Here is a 22,752-nt window from a genome sequence, read left to right on the forward strand (position 1 = left end):
TTATAATCAGCGAAGAATTCAAAAGAGTTTGGATTTTAAAACGCCAAATCAAATAGCAGAGAACTTTTATCGGTTAGCTGCCTAGCATATCCCAAGTGAAAGTCTCCTGCTAATTCAGCACATATCAGACTTATACGCCAACAGACAAGGAAATGATATTGGCTTGGCGTTTTTCCACTTTGATGCCAGTCCGTATTTACTATTTGCTTATCCTAAAAACTGTACAGAGATTAGGTTATATGCCTAAACTAGAGGATATTCCAGATAGTATTATTGAACATATTAAAAATTCGGTAAAAGAACCAAGAATGTCTTTGAAATCATTAAACTTGGTTGAAAATTCAAGCAGTAGACAAAAAATCGTAAATTCAATTAGGAATTATTTAAAAATTATACCTGTAAGTGAGAACACCAATATTGCAATTGAGCTAGCCGCTCGGCAAGCAGCAACAGTAAAACAAGAACTTCCTGATATTATTAATATTGTGATTGAGGAGCTAATACGACAAAACTATGAATTACCTGGCTTTACAACAATAAGTCGTACAGCCCAGACTATAAGAAGTATGGTAAATGAGGAGTATTTTAATAATATAGCTGATTTATTATCCGATGAAATAGTCAGTGAATTAAATAACTTACTAATTTTGGATAAATCAAAAAATTCTAGTGGTTGGAATCAATTAAAACAGGAATCTAAAAAACCAACCAATAAAGAGGTGAAAAGATATATTGAGCATATCCTCTGGCTTAAAAATTGGATTAAAAATATCCCAGATATATCACATATTCCAGTTTCAAAACGTCTCCAGTTTACGCTCGAAGCTAGGGCTTTAACCATTACCCAAATGAAAGAATTAAAACCCAATAAACGCTACGCCTTAACAGTAATTTTAATACATTCCCAGCTTAATCGAACCCTCGATGATATTGTTGAAATTCTCATCAAAAAGCTGAGAAAGTTACACTATAGTGCTGAAGAGGCTTTAAAATTATACTTTATTGAACATCAAAAACGAGCAGAAAAGCTAATTACCCAGTTAAGAGATGTATTAGAGGCATTTCAAGAAGGACAAAACAATGAAGAAAGAGGTAAGCTCGTTAAGAATGTTATCCATAGTGACCCTATGCTACTGCTTGCTGAATGTGAAGAACATATTGCATATGCAGGAAATAACTATATTCCATTTCTGATTCGTCCATATCAACCTCAGCGTCAGCTTTTGTTAAATTGCATCAGCTTACTAGAACTCAAAACCACCTCATCTGATACTTCATTGATCAATGCAATCCAGTTTGTCTTGGAGAGTCGACATAGCCATAAAAAATATCTAGATTATCCTCTACAACATGGCAGTCTAAAATGGATACCTGAAAAATGGCGTAAATTTATCTTTGAGCAGTCAGCTAAGCCATCTCGTACAATTGACAGAAAATATTTTGAACTATGTGTTCTAACAGAAATCATGCAGGAATTACGGTCTGGTGATTTATATGTCAGCAACAGTGACCAATATAGTGATTATAGAGATCAACTTATTGATTGGGAGGAATATGAGCAGCAAGCTTTAGCTTATGGTCAAATGCTGGATTTACCAATTGTTGGGCAAGATTTTATCAATCATTTGAAACAGTCATTAATCATAACGGCAAATCAAGTCGATAGTGAATTTCCAGATAATCAAAGTGTGGAACTGCATCATAATGAGATTATGATTAGAAAGTCTGCTGCACGAAATAAATCTGCTCAGTTGGAAAAGATTGATAAACTTATTTCTGAACGCCTACCTGATAAAAATATTTTGGATATTTTAACCGAAACAGAGAAATGGTTAGACTTACATAAACAATTTAAACCCATATCAGGATTTCAAGGTAAATTAGAAGACCCACAAACTCGATTCTTGGTTAGCCTTTTTTGTTATGGCTGTAACCTTGGACCTACACAAACAGCTAGGTCGATTAAAGGTTTTCACCGAAAGCAGATTGCATAGCTTAACATCCGCTATGTAACCGAAGAACGTCTGGATAAGGCAATAGTACAAGTTATCAATGCTTATAATAAATTTCTTTTACCCACATATTGGGGAACAGGAAAAAGTGCATCTGCCGATGGTACAAAATGGAATATGTATGAACAAAACCTACTTTCTGAATACCATATTAGATATGGTGGTTACGGTGGGATAGGCTATTACCATGTGTCTGACATGTATATTGCATTATTTAGCCATTTTATCCCATGTGGTGTTTATGAAGCTGTATATATTTTAGATGGTCTGATAAAAAATGAATCAGATATCCAGCCCGATACTCTCCATGGGGACACACATGCCCAAAGTGCCCCTGTATTTGGATTGGCTTACCTCTTGGGTATTAATTTGATGCCTCGTATCAGAAATCTGAAAAAGTTAGTATTTTTTAAACCAGATAAGTCCATTAAATATAAGAATATTAATAATATATTTACTGAGTCCATTCAGTGGGATTTAATAGAAACACATTTACCAGATATGCTGCGGATAGTTTTATCCATAAAAGCAGGGAAGATTACACCATCAACAATCCTAAAAAGACTTGGTACAGCCAGTAGAAAGAACAAACTATATTTTGCTTTTCGAGAATTAGGAAGAGTTGTTAGAACAGAATTTCTCTTAAAATACATCGCTGATGAAAAACTACGCTCAACAATCAATGCAGCAACCAATAAGAGTGAAGAATTTAACCAATTTGTAAAATGGCTATTCTTTGGAAATCAAGGTACCATTTCTGAAAATATCAGAGATGAACAACGTAAAATTATTAAGTACAACCAGCTAGTCGCCAACATGACAATTCTACATAATGTTGAAGCAATGACAGGTGTTTTGAAACAATTACAGAATGAAGGCCACCTAATAGATGAAGAGATCTTGGCTGGCCTTGCACCATACCGCACAGAGCATATCAACCGATATGGTGACTACATCCTCAATCTGGAACAAAAAATTCGACCATTAAATTATAAGGTTAAAATTGAAAAGAAAGCCTAAAAGTTTTGCACGGAATTACTTATTATATTCATGAAGTTAGCATTACTTTTGATAAATTCCGTACGAATCGTGGCCGTACCTCTAAATCTCTCTTACCCCAAACATAAGCAACAATCTCACCTGTTTCTCGATGGTAGGCGTAAATAAGCCATTGTTTATTATTTTTATTTCCAACAAAAGTCCAGAATTCATCTACTTCGAGAGATTCATAATGACTTTGTTTAGGCTGAATTTGATAGGCCGATTCAGTTAAAGTCCGTAAGACTTTACCGATACTAATGCGCTCAACTTCAGCGATATCTCGTATACCGCTGCCTCTGACCATTAACTGTAATATTTTACGAGTAATGCCAGAATTACATCCTAGATAGCTCAGAGCATGGTCACCAATAAACTGACGTTTGCAGTCTTTGCATTGGTAGTTTTGTTTCCCATCTACTTTGATGCCATTTTTCTTTATACTGTCACTGAGGCAGGTTGGACATTTGATTTCTAGAGTTATTTGCATTTCTCTATTTTATCAAAATTCAACCTGCTTTTTTTTAGCATACTTTTTGATACACCACCGTTGTTCGATATACCTTTGACGGTTTTCTATCTCCAGAGTACCAACACTATATAGACGAATTCATTGCAGAAAATGAACTGGATGAAGATGTCATTTTGAATATCAGAAATAAAACATCATCAGATATAGGCCTGGTTAATGTTGGCTTTAATCTAAATGGTTGCATCCTTGGCTTAACCCATACGGATGAATGGATGGAACATTTATTCCACTTGGTTAAGTTCATTACTGACAGTGAAAAACGCGAGAAAAGTAGGAACTTTTTGTCTGAACAAGACAAAATCAAGGAACAAAAAGTTTTAGAAAAACAAGCCAAAGAAAAAGAAAGGGAAGTGATGATTCAACAGGTAGAGGATCTCACCAATACCGATGATTTTAAATTATGCAAAACGAAGGGTGAAATATTGTTGTTTTGGGAAAAGAACATTCCTGACCTATACAAAACTCTATCCAGAACTTTTATGGAAACAATGTCTAAGAAATATATCTCTATATTGCGTGGCTCATGAAGTGATACGATATGAGGAAGAACAACGAGTAGTGCATAAATCAGTGTTCTTGAACAACGCAAACAACAATAAATATTAGTACTCAGCATTCACCAAAGTTTTGTATTGAGAATATTTCGTCAAATTTACTGTGTCACGTACTTGGCCATATTGAATACTGCCTAGATCTGAGTAGGTAAGGTTTTTCTTTTGAGATACTGCAACCAATAATTCATAGTTATTTCTTTGATTGAGTTCAATTGCTGAAGCGATATTTTTGTCTTGGCTCACTTGAGAAATAATGCTTTGGATCTCCTTTCTATCTGAAGCAGATACATCCAATGTAGTTAAATAAAATCCGATCGATAGAAATATTGTGGCGGTTAAAGTGAATAGGGATGCACCAGTAAGATAAACGGCGCGTAGAGTTCTATACTTTGTATAAACCACAACTGAAGATATGCAGATTGCCAAACATAGCGCAAGAATAACGGCATGTTGGTCTAGATAATCTGAGAAAAGCATTGTAAAGCCTGAAGCACAAAAACATGTTATATCACTTAGCTACCAAGCCATTTGTAGTATTTGAGACTTATCGTATATATGAAATATAAATAGCAAACCTTTGGTATATACTGAATCGGTTTAAAGTGCTGAAACAATAGGCTTTAGAAATAAAATACTAGTCAAAATGTGAATAATCAGGGGGTACACATGGGGCAAGCTAAGCAAAGAGGTACAGCTCAAGAACGTGCTGAAAGTGCAATTCAAAGTACGATTGATGCAACCTTGGCAAAGATTAAGACCGTACTTGATAGATACTATCAAGACATGCCGAATAACTTCTCGCAAGCTGAAAATTACTTTACTGGATATGTCGCTGCATTTGATATTAAAGATGGGATGGAACTTGAAGGTAAAGAGTCTGAATGGGCTTATGATGGTTTACCTACGCCTACCGCTTTACTCAAACTCGTTGAAACTGAGTTAAACGAAGTGATACGTGAAGATAAAGAGTTTTTGGATGACTTTGATCCTGAAATGTATATTGAAGAACTAGGCGAAAACTTGATGTTCTTCCGCTATATAGGTGCTTCTAGTTTCGATACGCCAGATGATGTTTTGCATAATATTCAAACAGTGTCATTTTGGGCGCCACACTTGGTCATGATTAATGGCGTATGGCATAACACTTATGATGCTGGTGCGGTCAATGATGATGGTGAAACGGTCGGCATAAGATTCTAATTCTAGAGGGGTGCATATTGATTACTGCAGCATGCACCTTATTGGTTTAAACATTGCTGTATCGACTGAGCAATATTTTCAGATATTTTCCAGATTACTTTCTGATTAGATAAGCGATTTGCTTCTTCAGGATTGGCAATCACGCCGATCTCAATTAAAACCGCCGGCTTTTGTGATTTCTTCAGGACCACTAGATTGTCATATTGATATACGCCATTTGAGGTCAAAAGCTTTTTGTTTTCACCTGGTATATTAATGCCATGGTAAGTAGAAGGGCTTTCACCAATTGATTTTAGGTTCTGGCCAATGAGATTGGCGCATTTCAAACTTTTTCCGTATTCTGGATTTTTCTTTGATACAAAAATTGAAAAACCTTTGAGTTGATTCTTGTACTTGGTCAGCTCAGTAGGTATTGAGTCGTGGTGCACCGAAATAAAAAGATTAGCATTAGGGTATCTGGTCGCACGTTGAACCAGTGAGACTTTATCTTCATTCACTGAAGATCTGAGCACTTGGACATGACGCGATTTAAGAAAGTATTCAATAGAATTGACCATGCTAAGGTTGTAAGTGTATTCAGGATAGCCGTTAGCTGCAGTAGATCCAGCTTGTTTTGGTGAATGGCCAACATCAAGTACTACTGAATTTTCAGCAAAGATAGATTGTGTAATGATTGACATTGCTAATATCGATATACATTTTAGCTTTAGCACAATTAAAACCCTTTAAGCTATTATTATGGTTTTAAGTATATTTAATTTAAAAAAAATTAAAAGGTTTAAAAGGTTTTGTTAAAATGGTTTTAAGATGGTTTTAAGATGGTTTTAAGATGGTTTTAAAGTACTTATCATGAGAGCTCTAAATACAATTTTGGATATAAAATTTATACATCGACTGTTCACTCAGTTTGTAGAACATCACCCACGACCATTGAGTGTTCACTTCCTGAAAGGCACCTATATAGATGAATTAGAGGGTTATAAGTCTAAATGGCTCGTTCGTTCTATTCAGCGTCTTATTAAAAATTGGGTCCAATTGGGGATGATAGAGGATCTAGGGCGTTCTACTTGTCGCTCATCTAAATATTATAGATTAAGTAAGTATGGTGAGCTGTTCCTTAAAATATATAGAACGAATGCTAATGTTAACTTTTATGACAATCCTAAGTTTAAGATATTAAAAAAAGATATTTCATATCGTTATTTTACCTTTACATATTTTGCAGTTTGCCAAAACAAATCCTTTAAATTGTCAGATCTGCAAAAACTTGGTGACTGCCTGAATTACCACATTCACGGACGTTCTTGGCAGCGTAATATTAATTTGTTCATTGAAGCTGGAATTATTTCATGTGAACGTCAATGTCCATCAGAAAGTTATAATTATCATGTAATCAAAGCATCCATCCATGCATTTGTGAAATCAGAACCCATTGAACGCATTGAGTTTGAAAAAAACTTGCTGAACTTAGGTATCGTGAACAATTATGAAAAATATATAGACTACAATAATTTGCTGTTTCACGTTTTGTTTAGCAAATGGATTAACAGTCCAGTTGACTTTGGATATTTTGTCGATCAAAACTTTTACGGTGCCAGCTAAGCTCACTCAAAACATCTACGGTGTAATACACCGTAAAAAGAATTGCACCTGGTACTTGCCACTAAAAAATGACAGTGAATGACATTTTGAGAGAAAAAAATTGTGGGGTAGTGCCTTTTCTACTCCTTTGAGAATTTTAATTATGACAATCTTCGAATTAAAATGAATAGGGTAGTCGCAATTTCCAAAAAATGACAGCTCATGTGTCGTTTAGATACTAACAATTTGTTTATTATAACAAATCTTAAGCATGTTAGCTGTCGTCATTCTTTGATACGGTCTACGTACTACCGTACAATCATCAGCTATATTCATGGTGTTACTTTGCATAATTTACATTTTCTGCATTCAAACCAATCAATCCAAAATTACGTGCACGTTCGAGACACATAAGCTGTCATTGACGACACATGTAATGTCACTGGTTGCGTTCGTGCGTCTATTTCCGTTGAACTATGCTATACCTTGAATAGCCAGCTACTCGGTTCACTGAAATACTGACCGACACGTTAGATTTCAGTTTTAAATCAAAATAGCGATCAATCGTCACAATTAGATGTTTTACATAATCAAAAACTACATATGTTAAATCCTTTAAATCATTGTTCTGGTGTGCAACTTCAATAAATTCTGAAAACAACGCTACACCTGTTTCGTTGGCCAGATTCGCTAACTGATTATCCAATCCGGCAATTGCCGTTAATTCTGATGCAATCACCACTTTATGCATTGCTGTTTCCGCTTCAATGCCTTTGTACTCAATCCCCTTGTATATATAGACATCGTTTTCTCGTTTGCCTTGGTTCCAAGGGTTATCCGTACCATCCAGTCTAGGCATGCTGTACGGTCGTTTTAGTTTTGCTGGAGGTGTTTGTTTAGCGGTGACTTCATAAAGGTTAAATACGCAATCTGTGTAGCGTTTAAGGCTATGGTATGTCAAAGCTTGCTGTTTGGCGGTCAACTCCCGTGGTGATACATGATTCACCAAGGTTTTGAACATTTCTAATGATTCTGGTGTGAACGATCCATCTTTTTTTGCATTGTCCATCAGGTCTTTTTTAGCCCATTTATGCTTTAGTTTTTCCGCTTCAGCATCAGATATTTTCTCTCCCCGATACACGTATCCACGCGCTGCGTTTGAATACTCAAAATCTGCTCGTTTTACTGCCTTGTAGACCATTGTTTTTGTCATTTGTTTTGCACCAGTTTTTCCCATAAGGGATTATCAGTTTAAAGCCTCATTCTCTATTTAAATATGGATACAAAACTTAATTTTTGCACAATGATTTTAACTATTTGTCTTTAATTAACGAACTTGGTTTTGATTAATTTCTTTTAAAAATGCTCGTGTAGCTTTTTTAAGGCCATCACTCGGTACCTTGTTACGGTATCCGTAACTTTGAAATACCACATACTTTTGATCGACCATCTCTAAACCAAGTGTCGCCTGTTCGTCTAGATCGTTGTCTTGTTGAACATGGAATACGATCACTGAACCCTCTTCTGCTGAGTGTTTGAAGTTGTGATATACACAATGGCTCATTTTACTTCCCTCGATGTAGAGGTCATAAAAATTCAGGATCTCAGTAAAACGGTACCCGTTGTGCTCAACTGGTTCGGGTAAGACTCTTGCTGGCCAGTTGCGATCGATTAATTTATTTTTTTTGTTTTCTATCTGCAGTCTATTTTTTTCATCTATCCAGTGTTGAATGCGGATCTTCATGCCTTGGATGCTTGACCGCTTATCAAACTGGTGAGCTCTAACCTGTTGCATGTAATCAAAGATTATATCTATATCTGAAGAAAGCTGGTTTGACTCTGACTGCTTCCCGATATAGGCGTTTCGTGCCTTTGTGTCTTTGTTGATATACATATGCTTATAGAAAGCATGGTAAATGGTCTTAATGTTATGTTTGCACAACTGCCAGTTATTGCCACGCAACACATGGCGAAGAGTCCTGTTTAGCAAGCGATTTATAAAACGACTATTCGGTTTTTTTACACCGAGCTCCAGATGTAGTCCACTCAAATAAAGTAGGATCTCAACGCTTTGATGTTCTCTGAAACGGTTTACATGTTCATCATAGGTGCCATTTGCCTTACCATACATCATGGCATTTTCTCTGCCGTACTCAAGATCAGTTCTGATTATTCCAAAAAAATGAGCCGTGATTGAGGTACCAATGTTTTTAAACCGGTTAAATGATTTTCTCGGTATTTTGAACAGATAATTCATACAACCATCAATATTCAAAAATACGCCGTCATTTAAAAGTTCGGCTGTGATTCTTTTCTCGCGGTCCAGCGGATCTAGGTAGACATATAGCGCGGTAAAATCTGGATTGTTTATGATGTACCTTTCAGCTGCAGCACAATCTAGACTTCTCTTTGCCAAGAAATCTACGATTTTGAGTGTTTGCAGATGCCGTGCTGTATAGTAGCCAACCTTAAAACCTGTCTTTACAATATGTGTGAAGTCGATCCCACTGGTTCTTTTAAACCATTCAACTATGACGTAATTTGAGTATGAGTGGTTTTTGTATAAGCCTCTTATGTAAGACATATACAGTATTTCCACAAGCGTAAGCTCTTTGCTCGTGAAGTTAAAACCTTTCTCGATTCTCTTTACATGAAGAAAGTCGGTGGCTACCTTGACAAAGATTTCTCCAAATGAGGTGTAATGACCGTAGCTGAAATAATTAATTCGGTAGATTGGGTTGTGGCGACCGCTTGAGGGCTTAACACGTACCCATTCTTTTTCGCTTCGGTCGTAACACCAAAACTCGTACCCTAAACAACAACGTTTATTCACGACATAGCGGTAGGTGTTGCAGATCGTAAGCATATTCTCAGTGGCGTTAACTTCCCAAGGTTTAAACGCAATAAGCTCTGTTATTGCTTCCCTGTAAAGTCGTGTTGCTTTGGGATTATTGAATAAGATCCGTTCTTTTTTTGAGGTCTTGGTGATTGCATTCATTTCGTCCACGACCTCACTAATGCTTTTAGCCAATCATCCATCAAATCAACTAAAATTGCCCGTTCTCTGCCTGTTGGATATGCGCTTAACTTCATATTCCAACTATTTGCCGACTCTTCTGTGCCGTGCACCAAAAACCCATTTTGTTGATCATTTTCAGCCAGCTTATCCGTCACCCAACATTCAAACAGTCTGGCAAAGATTTCTGTTGGCTGTGACCAATACATTGACCGTGATTGATCTAGGTGCATGGCGTTATTCATAAAGCCCGTACCGCCTTGTCTTTCTTCGTAATCAAGGTATTTGGTTGACTTAAAAGTAAGATAATTAACCAGCTTGATAAACTTATCTGCAGTCTGGCCATCTTTAAGATGTTTGTATGCTGACTCTTGATGATTCTGTACTGAGTAACGCCCTTTACTGGTGTAAAGAAAGTATTCGCTAAAAAAGTTATTATTGAGTCCGTTTCGTTTTGCCAAAACACAATCAAATCCGTGCGCGAACTCATGGGCTAGTGCTCCAACACCTTGCGTCTTGGTCAAATGAATAAGCATATTACCTGGTTCAAAGTGAGCAGCTGCGCTATCAACGCCTGTGCCACGCGAACCGAATGCTATTCCTAGCTTACCGCCTAAAGATGCGAACGTAACGGGTAGACCTAGAAGTTCGACAAGATCCATTAGTGAGTCATACGTGCAATTCAGAAACCATGCACGTTCCTTTTGATTTACCCAATTACCGAACTCGACTCCAGAAAATTTGAAATAGTCCATAAGCAACTGGCTATCGATGTTTTCACCCTTTCGATGGTCCTTACCCTCGCGTACTTCAACTCTGTCGTAGCGCGGTCTTTTTGGGGGTTTTGCGCGTCCTTTTTTGGGTTCTATGACTCGTTCATCTAAAATTGGCTGAAAAAATGTTTTTACTTTTTCTAGTGCTGCATTGAATGTGTCGTATTCTGTCCAATCATCTAGTGTTTGAAAGCGCTTTGCTGAAATGGATTTAACGGCATACCACTTATATTGACCAGTCTCAGTGTTTAATAACTTTTTGGCACCATAATTATCTGCATCAAGTACACGATCGTCTGGCCATCCTAAAGGGATTAGATTATTTAAGCGTAACTGTGTGTCTGAACTAAATGATAGTGGGTGTTTAACTCTGCGATTGGTATGTCGTCCAGCTGAGTAGCGTTCTAAAATATCTTTTTCACTTCGTCCAGCACCAAACTTAACGCTCATGTACGCATTAAAGTCGTCTGTCAGTTGTTCTAAACGTTCGTAGTGTGAGCTTTCATATTTGTTTTTTAAGAAGTGTAGTGTAGCAATGTAGGCATCATCCCATTGCTTTTGATCTATGCTAAACCAACCACCCCCTAAAGGCTTGTTGGTTAAGTTTGCATAGACCAAAGAAAATAATAGTGCATGTTTTACAGGTTTGTGGCCAGATTGGGCATCAGCTCTAAAATCAGGCTTTTGCCAATATTCCTTTTTAGTCACTAGGCTGTCAGACTTAATTCCATTCATGTTGCCTGAAAAGTCTGGTGATGGGTTGTCTTTACGTGCACCAGCAAACTTTTTACCTACATCCGTAATAGGACCATCTTTTTTTTCATTACTATTTATTTCTTCAGTCATAGCTAAACCACTTAATTGTTAGTTGCGTATATCGTCCAAGATCTCTGACAGATCAAACAGATTAATATCTTTGAGTTTCGCTTCAGCATTGATGCGCTCAAGTAATTTCATAAAACCAACAAAAATAATGTGTGGTATTGGTCTATTGTTGATATGCACGGGTGTTGACCAAGTGCGTACACGCGTTTCGCATATTTCAAGCCCTTGTTCTTCAAAAAGCTTGATCAATGTCGGGATGTCTTTGTCTAGTTGAGTAAGGGCTAATAACGACCGAAATACATCATTTAAGCTAATAGAGTGGTGATGACGGTTCGGATTGTGCTGTTTTCTATTGTCGCCCTGTTGTTGATTAAAGTAATGATGGTTTTCGCGGTTTTGAGATGGTCTGTTTAAATATTTCATTTGTTATTAAGCTCCAAAAAGATAGCTGTAAATCAGGTACAAAATAAAAGTTATTGTTAATCCCGACACCAATAGAGAATTGATCGGGTAATTTTCTAAGTTAAAAGGTTTTCTGTGATAGCTCACTCCCCAATCTGAAACAGATCCTCGCTCTACGGCACTGTAAAAGTTAGTTTGTGAGGCGTTTAAACGGTTGTTGTCTACTGATATGAATTCCAGTTTGCACAGCAATTCGTCACTCAGGTAGTTAAAGAAAGTCGTTGGTGCACCATTTGATAGGATGTGTATATAACCGACCTGTTTTTGGGTATAACCCATTCGCTCATACGCTTTTTGAAATTCGTGCGTTAAAGTCGCACTAAACTTATCCCCCTTATTTTTGCCAATCAGTTCAATTGGTGGCTCAGCTCCAGCCTGAATAAGCTTGGTGAATTTAGGACTACCACAACCCCAATTTTGAGAGATCCAAACACCGCGTTTTGTGTCGTGAATCAAACCATCAACAATGACCACGGCTGCATCACCGATGTCGCCGTTTTCTTTTTCTGTAAATTCGGTGTTATCAACGTCTTTTCTGAATTCTTCAGGCATTGGCCTTAAAACTTCTAAAAGATTGGTACTGTCACTTTGTACATGACCAGTAGCCAAAATCATCGACTCAATTTTTTTTAGGGCATGTTCAGGTACTATCAGTACTGAATGTACGCGCTGGTCATACGCATCAGATTGAATGTCTTGAGCTTCGGTATTCTTTTCAATAGTGCTTAATTCCATATTATTTCTCTGCCTGAGCTTTCTGGTATTCAACTGCAGTCTTCATTGAATATTCGGTATCATCTTCGTGCTCTGTACCAACCATGCTTTGCTGACCTTGGTATATACCTTTAACAGCATTGACGAATGCGTTATGCGCCGTAGCGTTGTAATACGTTAAGTTTCCAGCACTGGTCGAATCATTGAATGTCAAAGTATTAGGAACATGCCAAACTGCTGAATAAGCCTTGCCATCGATAACAACAATAGGTTCAAACTCGACCGCTTCACGGTGCTTGGTTTCATTCCATGGTGTATAGAAAACAGTATTGTTTTTGAGGTTGTAGACCTTGAATACGATCTGGCCAAGATTCCGCATTTTGGCCTCTTTGTTGTATGCCTCTAAAACCTTGTCTTTTTGGAAGTCTGTAATTTCAAGCTCAGGGTTCTTCGTAATCACCAGTGTTTCATCAGACGTTTTAATCTCAGATGGAACGTAGATTTTTGAACCTTTAGGGAAACGTCCTGATTTCTCCAATGCGGATCTAAACTTGTTATTTGCAGCCAAGAAGTTGCCAAACTCACTACTGAAGTAGCTGTAAAAATTTGATGCACTGGTGAACATGCCAAACTGATTCACCCGAACAATCTGCTCAGATACAGTGGATGCCAAACTTGCATATGGTTTGCCCGACACATCAATTTCGCGCCATTTGTAGTTACGTACACCTACTTCTTTGTCGCATGCATCATTAAACATAGATGTAGAAACAATATCGCCGTCCAAGCGCTTCACATAAGCAACCGGGTAACTGCGGATAGGTGCCATACGAACAGCTTTGTTTGAATTGGTGTAAAAGCCAGATGACGAAATGATATTTTGTTCAGATGATTTAATTTGATAACTTCGTAATGTATTTAGCTGTCGATCAAAGCTATCAATTTCAGATTCATATAAAACATCACCCTCAACAGATGTCGCGATTGAATAAGGGGCATACATCACATCGCCCTGAACTTTGTCCATGATCTGCTCAGCTTCAATACGATATAACGGCTGTGAGAACATGCCATTTGATGCCAAAGCTGGTAGATCTCCCCCTACACCAAAATTACACGCTACTTTGTGGTTGGTGGTAGAAAGGCTTGATTGAGGTAATTTGTAGTTAGATGGATTGTAAGTGGTAACACGTTCATCATATTTGCGAACTTGTTCCTCAACTTTCTTTTCAATGGGATCTATTTGTTCTTCTTGAGATGCAGTATCAGTATTTGAAGGCTTTAACTTATCACAACCAAATAGTAAAACTGACAATATCGCTATGGTAAGGGTTTTCTTATTCACTACTTAATGACCTAACTTAAAACTACTAATACCCCACATTATAATTAAAAATAAGTATTAATGAAGTGGTATTTAATAGTTTAAGGACTTTTAAGCGAAAAAACCAATATCATTAATTAGTTTTAACGAACATTCTTTTAATGCAACTTCATAACCGCCGTTAATATTAAATGTAAAAGCAAATGGTAGCATTTTATCAATCGCAAATATCTTCTCTAATAAGTCGTTGTTTTCTGCAGATGGCTTATCCTTTAAGGCATATTGCATGGAAAACTTAGCATTTATACCCGTGCTTTTATATACAGCATTTATTTGTTCTTTAAGGCTTTTTTCCACTTCTTGCACTGTATTGAAAATAAAATTCTGATTAACAGTGAATTTATCAGTTTTCAAAGATCCAAAGGTCCACGCCAGACTCTCCGAAACCACATACCCTAGAACAGTCTGCAATTCTTCATCTTCAAATTTGTGATAATGAACGTATGATTTAGTTTTACCGTTAAAATATAAAATAGAAATGGAGAACAACACCTCTTTGTGAGCATATTTAAAAGGTACTTCCACAAGACTATAAAAGTTTAAGAGCTCAACGTTAGAGGCTTTAGACATATTTTTTAAAAAAAGTTTTAAAGACATTGAAGTGATTATACTAAAAATATCAAAGAAATGTTAAAGGGTTTAAAAATGGATACAGTTGTTCTAAAAAATAGTTTAATTGCTAGTTTAGTTTTTGTATGTGTGTTCCTGGTGTTCCAAAACATCGACCATAGAGTTTCTGAACGTATACAGCTTGAGTCAACCAGTGCAGCATTCGAGTCGCTTGATAAAGACTTTTCTGCGATCAATAGAAATGTGGATACTGAATTCAATAAGCTGCCTAAGTACGTGAAGCCCAGCAAAGAACAATCAATCAATGATGCATTGGAATTCATTAAATTCTCGAAACAGACCTTTACTGACACAATGGCCCAAAATAAAGAACTTTTAGCAGAAGTTAAGGGTTTTGAGAAAAAGGCAAATGATGTTTTAGAAAAATAATAGTTATTTTAAAAAGAAAAATGGGAAGCTATAAGCCTCCCATTCTTTTAATGTCGTAAGAAACATTTAAATTTTGTTCTTAAAAGTATTATAGTAAAACTAATAATTTATGCAAATACTTTTAACAGAAATAGCTAAAAGGTCTTTAACACTTAACGAATCCGAATAACTTAGACAATGTGAATAAATTGTTAAAGTAGTCGAGTGTATATGTAAAACATTGGTATACCCATTAGAGATATGCGAATTATTATATATGTAAAACCTAACATACTTTTTAGTCGTATCTTGCGTAAAACTTACCAGATAATCTTTTGTGTTTTCATTTATGTTATCTTCGTATTGCTCTGTTATGCTCAGGATCTCTTTGCTGTTCAGCCAATAACTGCCTGTTTTATCTTGTTTAATCTGTTCCAAAATCAAATTATTTAATGACTGGTACTCTTTCGTTATTGCTTTGGCATATCGTTTTGATGACTGATGTTCTTTCCAGTCAATTTTTGCTTTCTTAAACAATTTGAAGGCTGTAACCGCACACAATATAGCTGAGATGGTACATAATATTATTCTACTACTATCACCTATAATGCCAATAATTCCTAAATGCACATCTTTTGAAAATAAACCGTTCAAAGATAGGTATACGCCAAAGATACAAAAACTTAACGCAAAAACCACAACTAAGATTAAAGTTGCTCTAATTAAAAGCTCATTAAAAGTAATTTTTCTTAAGCTTTTGGTATAAAGCTTAATCTTATCTTTTTCAGATTTTAACATTTTAGCCAAGAACTTATGTTCTCTTTTTCCTCTGCTAAAAGGTGGTGTTACAGCATCTTTAAAAGTCATGTATAATCTAAAGTATTTTAACGTTCCATTAAATATACACTACACCTGAGCCTATTTAAAATGAAACATTATAGAATTATCGCTATTTTAATACCTTTAATATTTTCAGGTTGTGCAGCAAGCCACTCAGACAAAGAGCTTGTTGACTCTTATTACAATGACCAACAAAAAACAATAGAAAGCGATGTAGATCAACTCGTTAACTCCTACTCCGCTAAAGTCGTTACTCAGTACTACCCTGAACCATACTTCAATCCAACCAAGCCAATACCGCATTATTACGCTTTAATGCTTGATGAAATTGGTATCCCTTACCCAAAAGAGCTTGTATACGACAATGCCGACTATAATTTTTATAAAGAGCAAGCTAAGTTTAATGCAAACAATAATGACGTAATTGAAACAGATCACCACGATCACTAAAACTTTTTTATTGTAGGTGTATTAAACTATTGGTTATTGATAATTTAAGGTCATGAACTTTCGTAAGGGAATGGCTTTTTGTTTTCATTATTGACCTCTAAGGTGTAGGCAAGAAACAGAACTTTTGTTGAGGGGCGTTTCTTGCCGAAACCTTTCTTAATCCCTTAGATGATAAGCACCTGGATTCGTTTTCAATTCTTTATCTAACATTATTAGCTTATTTAACATATCTTGGTTTGTCGTCTTGGGAATGATCCAACCGCCAAAACTAATATTGTTTAATTTGATGTTAGGTAGTGGATCTTGTCTATTTTGTTCCAGTAACCAAAGATAGTTTTCACTACAAACAAATAAGACTTTTAATTCCTGATCAATGCGCCGTAAATCACAATATCTGAATAGGTTTACGTTACCTGGTGCTTCAGCATTGATAATTGGTTTTTTTCTTGTTTTTTCACCATGTAACTTAAAGTATTTAACACAACTTTCAATGTCACTTTTTAAATTGATTGGTGCAGTTTCTATTGGTGCTTCTGATAATTGTTCTTCAGCATATTCAAAATAGATCCAACATACCTCTTGGTCTTTTAGCTTTTCAAAAAGCCAATCTGGAACGTCATGCAATTTTTGTTTTAGTACAAATGGTTTTCCTACATTCGTAATCTTGACGCTTCTTTTCTTGTACGTGTCCAGCTCCCCGATCTGCTTCACGCCACTTTTATATAAATAACGGTTTTTGAGAACAACATTACTCTTTTTTACCTCTTTTTCAGGTTTAGGATCAGTACTGGATTTTTCAGGCTCAACATTCAAACAAAAGTAATCTATTCCTTTGGTGAACAATTGAAACTTCCCCTCCTTTTCAATTAAGGCAAAATTCCCTCTGATTTCAGCACCTACTATATCTTTAGATATTAGAAATCGATCATCAACGGTTTGTTCATTTAAGAGCAGTAAAGCCGATTTAAAATCTACTTTGTGTTCTGGTATTACAACATAACCGTGGTCAAACAACTTTTTGCTCACTCGGATAACTGTGTAAATATCCATAACCAGCTCCTTTTATTATTTCCTGTAATTTTGGTTGATGTAGTCTTGGATCGCTACAATTCGTTTTTCTGAAGTAGGATGCGTTGATAAGAAATCAATTTTAGTGCCCTGTTTTTCTTGGGCTACTACTTTATTCCAAAAGCTGATTGCGCCCTGTGGGTTGTAACCAGCACGAACCATAATATCAACACCTAGAAGATCCGCTTCACTTTCAAGTTTGCGCGAACCAGGTAAGTTAACCCCATAATCGCCTAGTAAGCTTGTGCCAGATACAACCATGTCACCTAGACCAGCCGAACTAGCTGCAAGCACACCTAAACCAGTTAAAAGCTTTTTACTTACCTTTTCACGCCCATGATCACGTAAAGCATGTGCAATTTCGTGGCCGATCAGTGCAGCCAATTCATCATCAGTTGCATTAATTTTTGTGATAGAACCAGTCAACACACCGATCTTGCCTCCAGATAGACAAAACGCGTTGATTTCATTATCTCGGATTGTATTAACTTCCCAATTCCAATTTGCTGCGTCAGCTCGATAATGTGGAACTTGTGCGATAAGACGTTTTGCTACTCTATTTACTTGAGCGTTATTCACAATCAATCCACGCTGTTTAGCAGTCGTGATGATGTTGTTGTAAGACTGAGTACTTTGCTGAAGATATTCTTTTTCAGAATACAACATGATTTGTTTGCGTTTAGAACCCATTCCATCAAAAGTACTAGATACGCAACCAGTTAAAAGAGATCCGGCAACAGCCAAAACACACAAAGATTTCATCTTAAAATCAAACATTTTGTTTTCCTTTATTTTTAAAAACATTTAACAAGTTAAAACTGCGCTTATTAAGCTTGTTTTTATCTTCCAAATCAGTAATGCATTTAAACTCTTTTAAGATGTTTTTGTAATGCTCTTTTTGTTCATTTTCTGACTTATTAAAACCTTTCAAAGCTAACTGTTCAATAGTTTTAGGGCTGAATAATTTCAGAAGAACTAGATTTAATATTAAAGTACCAGCCAGTAAGCCCAACGCATAAAGCTGAACAACTGAAGTACTGTATTTAGGTTCCATCGGACCAAGTGAACCAAAGCATATAAAGCTAAATACAGATAAAGTAACTGCAGCTATAAAACTAGATACCGTAACTTTAATCTTGAACTTATATCGTGCAATTAAAGCGACAATTAAAAAACCAAAAAGTATGGTACCAATTGCCGTAGCCATTATGACTAAAAAGAGTCCAGGGTTTGTGTTTGATGGATCTAACATTTCCATAGAATATCCTTAAATAAAACCCTTGCTTTCTAATAAGGTGAAACGATCTTTAAACAGTACAAAGAATGTTTTTTTAACGCTTTCGTACTGGTGTTTGATAATGTCTAAAGCACTATCATATGCACCTAGTTTCACGTAATTAACAAAATTGGCATGATCAAAACCTTTAAGTTTGTGACGTTTAATAAAGTCCTTAAAGTCTTGCTCTTTTTCTTTAAATTGATTCTCAAATTCAAAGAAAAGTTTGCCTAATTTCATGCTGTATAGTTTTAAATTGACAATAAATTCGACTAAAGGTGTTTCATTTCCTCTAATCGTAACCAGCATGTCTTTATCTTTTGTGATTTCGAGCGATGGTAAAAAATTAGAAAAATTAACCAGTAGATCACTTAATAAAACTTGTTTATTAAAGTATGTGACCAAAACAGGTGCGCTATCTGGCACATACGCTTTGATACGTTCAAATTTACTTAAAGCTTCTGGAGAAGCATGACCACTAAGGGCTAATTTCACTAACATATAATTCACTCGACATCTAATTCATTTTTTAAAACCAATTTGTATTTTGGATGAACCCCAAGTCTAAGTTGAAGTAATGTCCACGCTTGCTTTGTTATTAACTTTTCGCCACTTTCAAACTTTGACCACTGTATATTGTTGTACAAGCCTGTGTGACTAGACATTTTGGTTTTACTTAAACCACTCCAGACTCTTAGTTGTTTTCCTAAGACTGGTATTGGCACCAGCATTAAACCATTGTCCTCTTGTTCCTTTAAAATCTTTAAAGCTGCCTTTTTACCTACTAATTGACCGCCATCTTCACATATATAAGTAATACGAGCTGTATATTGTTCAGAGTTTAAGCATTCTTCTAACAATGCTAGAACTTCATCCTGAGGATTCGTTAAACCCTCTCCAATCGTATCGCCTGTATCAGTTTTAATCACGCGTTATACCTTTTAAGATAGATATTCTTATAGTATATACGAAAAACATTTAAAAGATTTTTTTAAAAAAACAAAATGTTCATTTTTTGTATTTTAGCTAAAACCGCTTATAATATGATTATTGGTATTAATCAAAGTTTAAAACATATTGAAAGGTGTTTAAAATGACTAACTCTAAAGCTATTGCTAAAACCAAAGAGAACCGCTTAAACCAAAATGGCAGTTTAAGCAAAACCGACCAACGCAAGCTTAAACCTATTTCTTTTTGCTTATTAGATACAGAACAAGTGACAATGCTGGAGAAAATTGAAAAGTTTCAATATGGCAATTTCTTTAAAAACATTATTGCTTCTATGACTGATGAAGAAGTTGAACAGATCGCGAATAGCAACAAGAAAAGCGATCCAATCATTCCTCAAAAATTACTAGATCTAAACATCACAAAAGGTTTCTTATCTTGTCGTTCAATTGCAAAGGTGCTTTTTAAACACAATAAAGTTGAATCTATGCTGCATGAGCTACGTAACTTTATCTCTGACGAATTCATTTTAAAGTTAGCTGAAGACCGCAACTTAACACTATCTATAAGCGACTCAGAAGTCGATTCTAATACTTCTTCAGGTATGTTTGATGATCGCTATGCGATGGCTGATACTGGCTATAAGAGCCGTACAACACCTGTTTTCAATCAGCAAAATATTGAATCTATAAAATCCATTGTTCGTGAACATGAGAAGCTTCCAAAACATGTCGAATTAGACAATGATTTCATTGAACAGTTTATGAATGACAATCCTGAAGTATTCGCAAAATTATAAAAACACAAACAAAAAAACCATCTAATTTTTAGATGGTTTTTTTATGTCTTAATTATTTCTAGAATCAGCTATAAAGCTTCGCTGGCTCGTCTGCAACTGGTATCACTGGCTGTACTTCTTGCATAAGAATTTTAGTCACTTCATCCAGTGGTGCAATATTGGAAGGTAAAAACTCTATTGCTTCAGGAAATTGTGATTTAAGGTAAGCATCTATGGCTTTGTGAATAGCTCGGTACCATTCTCGCGATTCGCTCTCTAAATTAAACATGCTTGAAATTGAAGCTTCTAGATCCGCAATATATTTACTTGGTAGTAAAGCTTTACGCTCCATATAAGCTTGATGTGCCATAGCAAGCCAGATAAAGCGATTTAATTCCTTACTACTTCCCTCTACGCTATTACCTTTAAAGTTCAACGTTCTAAATTTGCAAATGTGAAAATGTTGCTCACTAAAATATTTAAAGAAATCTTCATACTCAATTACAGAAATGGATTTTTGTAGCACCAATGGTATATCTAATGCGAGATCCACTTCGACTTTACGTGTACCAATGCCATTCTTAATAACAAATTTCATATTCACCTCAAAATAAATTAAATTGTTTAAAGGTGTCTTTATCATTAAAAGTAACCAGGTGATGCGATTCAATTAACGATTTAAGGTCCTTAGCCTGAGCAACTGGCTGTATTTCAATGCTGGCGATTTGTGCAGCTTCATGAATCAACCCTATGATTTGAGCACGGCTTTCTAAATATGCAGATAGATCGCGAGTTTCTTTGAATGAAGAAATGACAAAGTTAATATTCTTTTCTAAATTCTCACTCAAACTGCTTAGTGTTTGGTTAATTGGTGCATACTTTTCTATATGCTCTAAGACTGTTGCATGATCTAGAAAAAAACTAACTTCCAGCAATAATGAATTGTAAAAATCAATAAAGTTCGTTTCTTTTTCAAAGATGAAAATTTCTTGGCCATCTTCGTCATTAGGTATCTCAATTGAACCTTTTGAGATCTCAAAACTTTCATCCCCCAACAATGTATGCAGAATTCGGCCTAAGTGTTCTGCATGTGGTTTGCTGTTAGTAAAGTTGATTTTCAAGTTTTCATTTGAATCAGCAATACGGACTAAAATATAGTTTGTTGTGTGAAATAATTCATCTGCATTGTCAGTAAAATTCAACATTGAAATCTGATTATCTGTTCCAGCATCAGCATCAAGTTGCTTATCCAAAAATTCATGGTTATCAATAAAAAGCTTAGCTACACCGTTTGTAATAATGCTTTCGTATTCACCAAAGTTTTGTGCAAGGTATTCGCTCATTAAATTTGGCAAAACTTCTAATAAACTTTTTTTAAGATCCGATAATTCAATAGCAGAATTGAATAACGAATCTGGCACAAGGTTCTCTACCTCTTCATCAAGCGCTTCATCGTTTGGTGACAACCCTTTTTGCTGTGCAATTGCATTACGGAAGGAAGCCATAATTGAGATTGTCAAAATTGAAAGTGTTACCGTTTTAACCCATTCACTTTTCACATCGTTAGGCACGTAAAAAGCGCAATTACTAACCCACTGGTGTTTATGATTAAGAATCCGCTTTAAAGGGGTTTTAGTGGCTGGAAAAATTTCAAAGACAGTATTTAAGATTGGGTTTTTACCCAATTTGATACTTTTATTATTACCGTAAAAATAGATGCTGCGAATATCAGACATAATATACTTTCTTAAACTTAACGTTGGTTACATATTATCACTGATTTAGTTTTAAAAAATATTTTTTAAAACTATTAATTTTATTTTTTTGTGTTTTAATTCTGCCCTTGAGTACTGCTTTTAAAACCAAAGAAAATAGGTAACTTTTGCTTAGGCTACGGTGGGAACTTGGTATTACAGTGTTATTTGGTAGCTAAAAAAATAAACATTAATAAACTATTGATAGTAAAAGAGATAAGGAATAGATAGATTTCTTTGCGTGTAGGGATGTACTTTTCATCAAACATTTTGTTTATCGCATACAGAACTGAAGAAAAACATAAAATGAATATGATGATTTGCAATATATATGATGGAGTATTGAGGGTTTCTGGTAGATATTTAATCTTGTATATCGTTGTATTTAAATCATTTCAAACACAAAGAATACAACTACAAAGATGTAGCAAATATTGAAAATGGCAACTAAGTTGTATGCCGATTTGAGTACCAGGCCTGTCATCGATTGTTCACTTGAATCAATCTCACCCGTTTTTGGAATTTTAAAAAGCACAACGCATTCCAGTTTTAAGAGTGTATCTATTATA

The 22,752-nt window shown here is 35.6% G+C and carries 24 protein-coding genes and 2 pseudogenes; 7 read left to right on the forward strand and 19 right to left on the reverse strand.

From position 1 onward, the window contains the following. Nucleotides 1-128 precede the first annotated feature (128 nt). Nucleotides 129-3,032, forward strand: a pseudogene (locus tag MF4640_RS19695) (Tn3 family transposase); the annotation flags it as partial. Nucleotides 3,033-3,075: 43 nt separating this feature from the next. Here the strand turns inward: MF4640_RS19695 and MF4640_RS09225 are convergent. Next, nucleotides 3,076-3,540, reverse strand: a pseudogene (locus tag MF4640_RS09225) (IS1 family transposase); the annotation flags it as partial. Between the two features lie 155 nt (nt 3,541-3,695). Between MF4640_RS09225 and MF4640_RS19700 the strand changes: the two are divergent. Then, complete coding sequence (locus MF4640_RS19700) at nt 3,696-4,109, forward strand: hypothetical protein (RefSeq protein WP_010591495.1); 414 nt, start codon at nt 3,696-3,698, stop codon at nt 4,107-4,109. A 75-nt stretch (nt 4,110-4,184) separates the two neighbouring features. Here MF4640_RS19700 and MF4640_RS09235 read toward each other — a convergent pair whose 3' ends face one another. Next, the gene (locus tag MF4640_RS09235; protein ID WP_005006263.1) at nt 4,185-4,613 is read right to left on the reverse strand and encodes a hypothetical protein; all 429 of its coding nucleotides are present in this window, start codon (nt 4,611-4,613) and stop codon (nt 4,185-4,187) included. A gap of 189 nt (nt 4,614-4,802) precedes the next feature. Here MF4640_RS09235 and MF4640_RS09240 point away from each other — a divergent pair, with 189 nt between their 5' ends. Further along, nucleotides 4,803-5,336 (forward strand): hypothetical protein, encoded by a 534-nt coding sequence (locus MF4640_RS09240; RefSeq protein ID WP_005006266.1) that lies wholly within the window; start codon nt 4,803-4,805, stop codon nt 5,334-5,336. 38 nt (nt 5,337-5,374) lie between these two features. Here MF4640_RS09240 and MF4640_RS09245 read toward each other — a convergent pair whose 3' ends face one another. Beyond that, nucleotides 5,375-6,016, reverse strand: coding sequence for an N-acetylmuramoyl-L-alanine amidase family protein (locus MF4640_RS09245; RefSeq protein WP_005028445.1), 642 nt, complete (start codon nt 6,014-6,016; stop codon nt 5,375-5,377). 169 nt (nt 6,017-6,185) lie between these two features. Here MF4640_RS09245 and MF4640_RS09250 point away from each other — a divergent pair, with 169 nt between their 5' ends. Continuing rightward, the gene (locus MF4640_RS09250; RefSeq protein WP_005006271.1) at nt 6,186-6,938 is read left to right on the forward strand and encodes a hypothetical protein; all 753 of its coding nucleotides are present in this window, start codon (nt 6,186-6,188) and stop codon (nt 6,936-6,938) included. A gap of 439 nt (nt 6,939-7,377) precedes the next feature. Here MF4640_RS09250 and MF4640_RS09255 read toward each other — a convergent pair whose 3' ends face one another. The 7 genes from MF4640_RS09255 to MF4640_RS09285 form a co-directional block, all read right to left on the reverse strand. Then, nucleotides 7,378-8,154 carry a hypothetical protein gene (locus MF4640_RS09255; protein WP_005005742.1) on the reverse strand — a complete coding sequence of 259 codons (777 nt, stop codon included), beginning with the start codon at nt 8,152-8,154 and terminating at the stop codon, nt 7,378-7,380. A gap of 90 nt (nt 8,155-8,244) precedes the next feature. Continuing rightward, entirely contained in the window at nt 8,245-9,915 is a 1,671-nt protein-coding gene (locus MF4640_RS09260) for a PcfJ domain-containing protein (RefSeq protein ID WP_078389376.1), read from the reverse strand. Then, complete coding sequence (locus tag MF4640_RS09265; RefSeq protein WP_044432028.1) at nt 9,912-11,552, reverse strand: LPD1 domain-containing protein; 1,641 nt, start codon at nt 11,550-11,552, stop codon at nt 9,912-9,914. Before MF4640_RS09265 ends, MF4640_RS09260 begins: the two co-directional genes overlap by 4 nt. Nucleotides 11,553-11,570: 18 nt before the next feature. Then, the gene (locus MF4640_RS09270; protein WP_078389377.1) at nt 11,571-11,954 is read right to left on the reverse strand and encodes a hypothetical protein; all 384 of its coding nucleotides are present in this window, start codon (nt 11,952-11,954) and stop codon (nt 11,571-11,573) included. Nucleotides 11,955-11,960: 6 nt separating this feature from the next. Next, the gene (locus tag MF4640_RS09275) at nt 11,961-12,728 is read right to left on the reverse strand and encodes a hypothetical protein (RefSeq protein WP_078389378.1); all 768 of its coding nucleotides are present in this window, start codon (nt 12,726-12,728) and stop codon (nt 11,961-11,963) included. A 1-nt stretch (nt 12,729) separates the two neighbouring features. Next, entirely contained in the window at nt 12,730-14,052 is a 1,323-nt protein-coding gene (locus MF4640_RS09280) for a hypothetical protein (RefSeq protein WP_044432033.1), read from the reverse strand. A gap of 90 nt (nt 14,053-14,142) precedes the next feature. After that, nucleotides 14,143-14,688 carry a hypothetical protein gene (locus MF4640_RS09285; protein ID WP_227518636.1) on the reverse strand — a complete coding sequence of 182 codons (546 nt, stop codon included), beginning with the start codon at nt 14,686-14,688 and terminating at the stop codon, nt 14,143-14,145. Nucleotides 14,689-14,736: 48 nt separating this feature from the next. On the opposite strand from MF4640_RS09285, the gene MF4640_RS09290 reads away from it, so the two are divergent. Beyond that, a complete protein-coding gene (locus MF4640_RS09290; protein ID WP_044432035.1) occupies nt 14,737-15,090 on the forward strand; it encodes a hypothetical protein in 354 nt (117 codons plus the stop codon). Between the two features lie 99 nt (nt 15,091-15,189). Here the strand turns inward: MF4640_RS09290 and MF4640_RS09295 are convergent, their stop codons facing one another. After that, the gene (locus tag MF4640_RS09295) at nt 15,190-15,936 is read right to left on the reverse strand and encodes a hypothetical protein (RefSeq protein ID WP_044432037.1); all 747 of its coding nucleotides are present in this window, start codon (nt 15,934-15,936) and stop codon (nt 15,190-15,192) included. A 60-nt stretch (nt 15,937-15,996) separates the two neighbouring features. On the opposite strand from MF4640_RS09295, the gene MF4640_RS09300 reads away from it, so the two are divergent. Next, on the forward strand, nt 15,997-16,359 hold the full coding sequence (locus MF4640_RS09300; protein WP_078389379.1) for a hypothetical protein: 363 nt from the start codon (nt 15,997-15,999) through the stop codon (nt 16,357-16,359). Nucleotides 16,360-16,515: 156 nt separating this feature from the next. Here the strand turns inward: MF4640_RS09300 and MF4640_RS09305 are convergent, their stop codons facing one another. From MF4640_RS09305 to MF4640_RS09325, 5 genes are read right to left on the reverse strand one after another with little or no spacing between them, the layout of a single operon-like run. Beyond that, nucleotides 16,516-17,409: a hypothetical protein gene (locus MF4640_RS09305; protein ID WP_044432041.1), complete on the reverse strand. Its 894-nt coding sequence runs from the start codon at nt 17,407-17,409 to the stop codon at nt 16,516-16,518. Between the two features lie 15 nt (nt 17,410-17,424). Next, nucleotides 17,425-18,204, reverse strand: coding sequence for a M48 family metallopeptidase (locus tag MF4640_RS09310; protein WP_078389380.1), 780 nt, complete (start codon nt 18,202-18,204; stop codon nt 17,425-17,427). Continuing rightward, entirely contained in the window at nt 18,197-18,685 is a 489-nt protein-coding gene (locus tag MF4640_RS09315) for a hypothetical protein (RefSeq protein WP_078389381.1), read from the reverse strand. The genes MF4640_RS09310 and MF4640_RS09315 overlap by 8 nt, the downstream gene beginning before the upstream one ends. 9 nt (nt 18,686-18,694) lie before the next feature. After that, on the reverse strand, nt 18,695-19,204 hold the full coding sequence (locus MF4640_RS09320) for a hypothetical protein (RefSeq protein WP_046127684.1): 510 nt from the start codon (nt 19,202-19,204) through the stop codon (nt 18,695-18,697). 5 nt (nt 19,205-19,209) lie between these two features. Then, nucleotides 19,210-19,632, reverse strand: coding sequence for a hypothetical protein (locus MF4640_RS09325; RefSeq protein ID WP_078389382.1), 423 nt, complete (start codon nt 19,630-19,632; stop codon nt 19,210-19,212). Between the two features lie 164 nt (nt 19,633-19,796). Between MF4640_RS09325 and MF4640_RS09330 the strand changes: the two genes are divergently transcribed. Then, nucleotides 19,797-20,450, forward strand: coding sequence for a hypothetical protein (locus tag MF4640_RS09330; protein ID WP_078389383.1), 654 nt, complete (start codon nt 19,797-19,799; stop codon nt 20,448-20,450). A 64-nt stretch (nt 20,451-20,514) separates the two neighbouring features. On the opposite strand, the gene MF4640_RS09335 is transcribed toward MF4640_RS09330, so the two are convergent. The 3 genes from MF4640_RS09335 to MF4640_RS19705 form a co-directional block, all read right to left on the reverse strand. After that, on the reverse strand, nt 20,515-21,027 hold the full coding sequence (locus MF4640_RS09335) for a hypothetical protein (RefSeq protein WP_078389396.1): 513 nt from the start codon (nt 21,025-21,027) through the stop codon (nt 20,515-20,517). A gap of 7 nt (nt 21,028-21,034) precedes the next feature. Then, nucleotides 21,035-22,165 (reverse strand): hypothetical protein, encoded by a 1,131-nt coding sequence (locus MF4640_RS09340; protein WP_078389384.1) that lies wholly within the window; start codon nt 22,163-22,165, stop codon nt 21,035-21,037. 403 nt (nt 22,166-22,568) lie between these two features. Beyond that, on the reverse strand, nt 22,569-22,718 hold the full coding sequence (locus MF4640_RS19705; protein WP_227518637.1) for a hypothetical protein: 150 nt from the start codon (nt 22,716-22,718) through the stop codon (nt 22,569-22,571). Nucleotides 22,719-22,752 lie beyond the last annotated feature (34 nt).

This window comes from Acinetobacter sp. MF4640, assembly GCF_002018895.1.
GTDB lineage: Bacteria > Pseudomonadota > Gammaproteobacteria > Pseudomonadales > Moraxellaceae > Acinetobacter > Acinetobacter johnsonii.

Excerpts from the sequence above, each read along its gene's own strand:
- MF4640_RS09270 (WP_078389377.1), bottom strand. The coding sequence starts at position 11,954 with ATGAAATATTTAAACAGACCATCTCAAAACCGCGAAAACCATCATTAC.
- MF4640_RS09300 (WP_078389379.1), top strand. The coding sequence starts at position 15,997 with ATGAAACATTATAGAATTATCGCTATTTTAATACCTTTAATATTTTCA.
- MF4640_RS09310 (WP_078389380.1), bottom strand. The coding sequence starts at position 18,204 with ATGTTTGATTTTAAGATGAAATCTTTGTGTGTTTTGGCTGTTGCCGGA.
- MF4640_RS09235 (WP_005006263.1), bottom strand. The coding sequence starts at position 4,613 with ATGCTTTTCTCAGATTATCTAGACCAACATGCCGTTATTCTTGCGCTA.
- MF4640_RS09295 (WP_044432037.1), bottom strand. The coding sequence starts at position 15,936 with ATGACTTTTAAAGATGCTGTAACACCACCTTTTAGCAGAGGAAAAAGA.
- MF4640_RS09340 (WP_078389384.1), bottom strand. The coding sequence starts at position 22,165 with ATGTCTGATATTCGCAGCATCTATTTTTACGGTAATAATAAAAGTATC.
- MF4640_RS09260 (WP_078389376.1), bottom strand. The coding sequence starts at position 9,915 with ATGAATGCAATCACCAAGACCTCAAAAAAAGAACGGATCTTATTCAAT.
- MF4640_RS09265 (WP_044432028.1), bottom strand. The coding sequence starts at position 11,552 with ATGACTGAAGAAATAAATAGTAATGAAAAAAAAGATGGTCCTATTACG.
- MF4640_RS09290 (WP_044432035.1), top strand. The coding sequence starts at position 14,737 with ATGGATACAGTTGTTCTAAAAAATAGTTTAATTGCTAGTTTAGTTTTT.
- MF4640_RS09255 (WP_005005742.1), bottom strand. The coding sequence starts at position 8,154 with ATGGGAAAAACTGGTGCAAAACAAATGACAAAAACAATGGTCTACAAG.
- MF4640_RS09315 (WP_078389381.1), bottom strand. The coding sequence starts at position 18,685 with ATGGAAATGTTAGATCCATCAAACACAAACCCTGGACTCTTTTTAGTC.
- MF4640_RS09240 (WP_005006266.1), top strand. The coding sequence starts at position 4,803 with ATGGGGCAAGCTAAGCAAAGAGGTACAGCTCAAGAACGTGCTGAAAGT.
- MF4640_RS09335 (WP_078389396.1), bottom strand. The coding sequence starts at position 21,027 with ATGAAATTTGTTATTAAGAATGGCATTGGTACACGTAAAGTCGAAGTG.
- MF4640_RS09305 (WP_044432041.1), bottom strand. The coding sequence starts at position 17,409 with ATGGATATTTACACAGTTATCCGAGTGAGCAAAAAGTTGTTTGACCAC.
- MF4640_RS09330 (WP_078389383.1), top strand. The coding sequence starts at position 19,797 with ATGACTAACTCTAAAGCTATTGCTAAAACCAAAGAGAACCGCTTAAAC.
- MF4640_RS09285 (WP_227518636.1), bottom strand. The coding sequence starts at position 14,688 with ATGTCTTTAAAACTTTTTTTAAAAAATATGTCTAAAGCCTCTAACGTT.
- MF4640_RS09320 (WP_046127684.1), bottom strand. The coding sequence starts at position 19,204 with ATGTTAGTGAAATTAGCCCTTAGTGGTCATGCTTCTCCAGAAGCTTTA.
- MF4640_RS09250 (WP_005006271.1), top strand. The coding sequence starts at position 6,186 with ATGAGAGCTCTAAATACAATTTTGGATATAAAATTTATACATCGACTG.
- MF4640_RS09245 (WP_005028445.1), bottom strand. The coding sequence starts at position 6,016 with ATGTCAATCATTACACAATCTATCTTTGCTGAAAATTCAGTAGTACTT.
- MF4640_RS09275 (WP_078389378.1), bottom strand. The coding sequence starts at position 12,728 with ATGGAATTAAGCACTATTGAAAAGAATACCGAAGCTCAAGACATTCAA.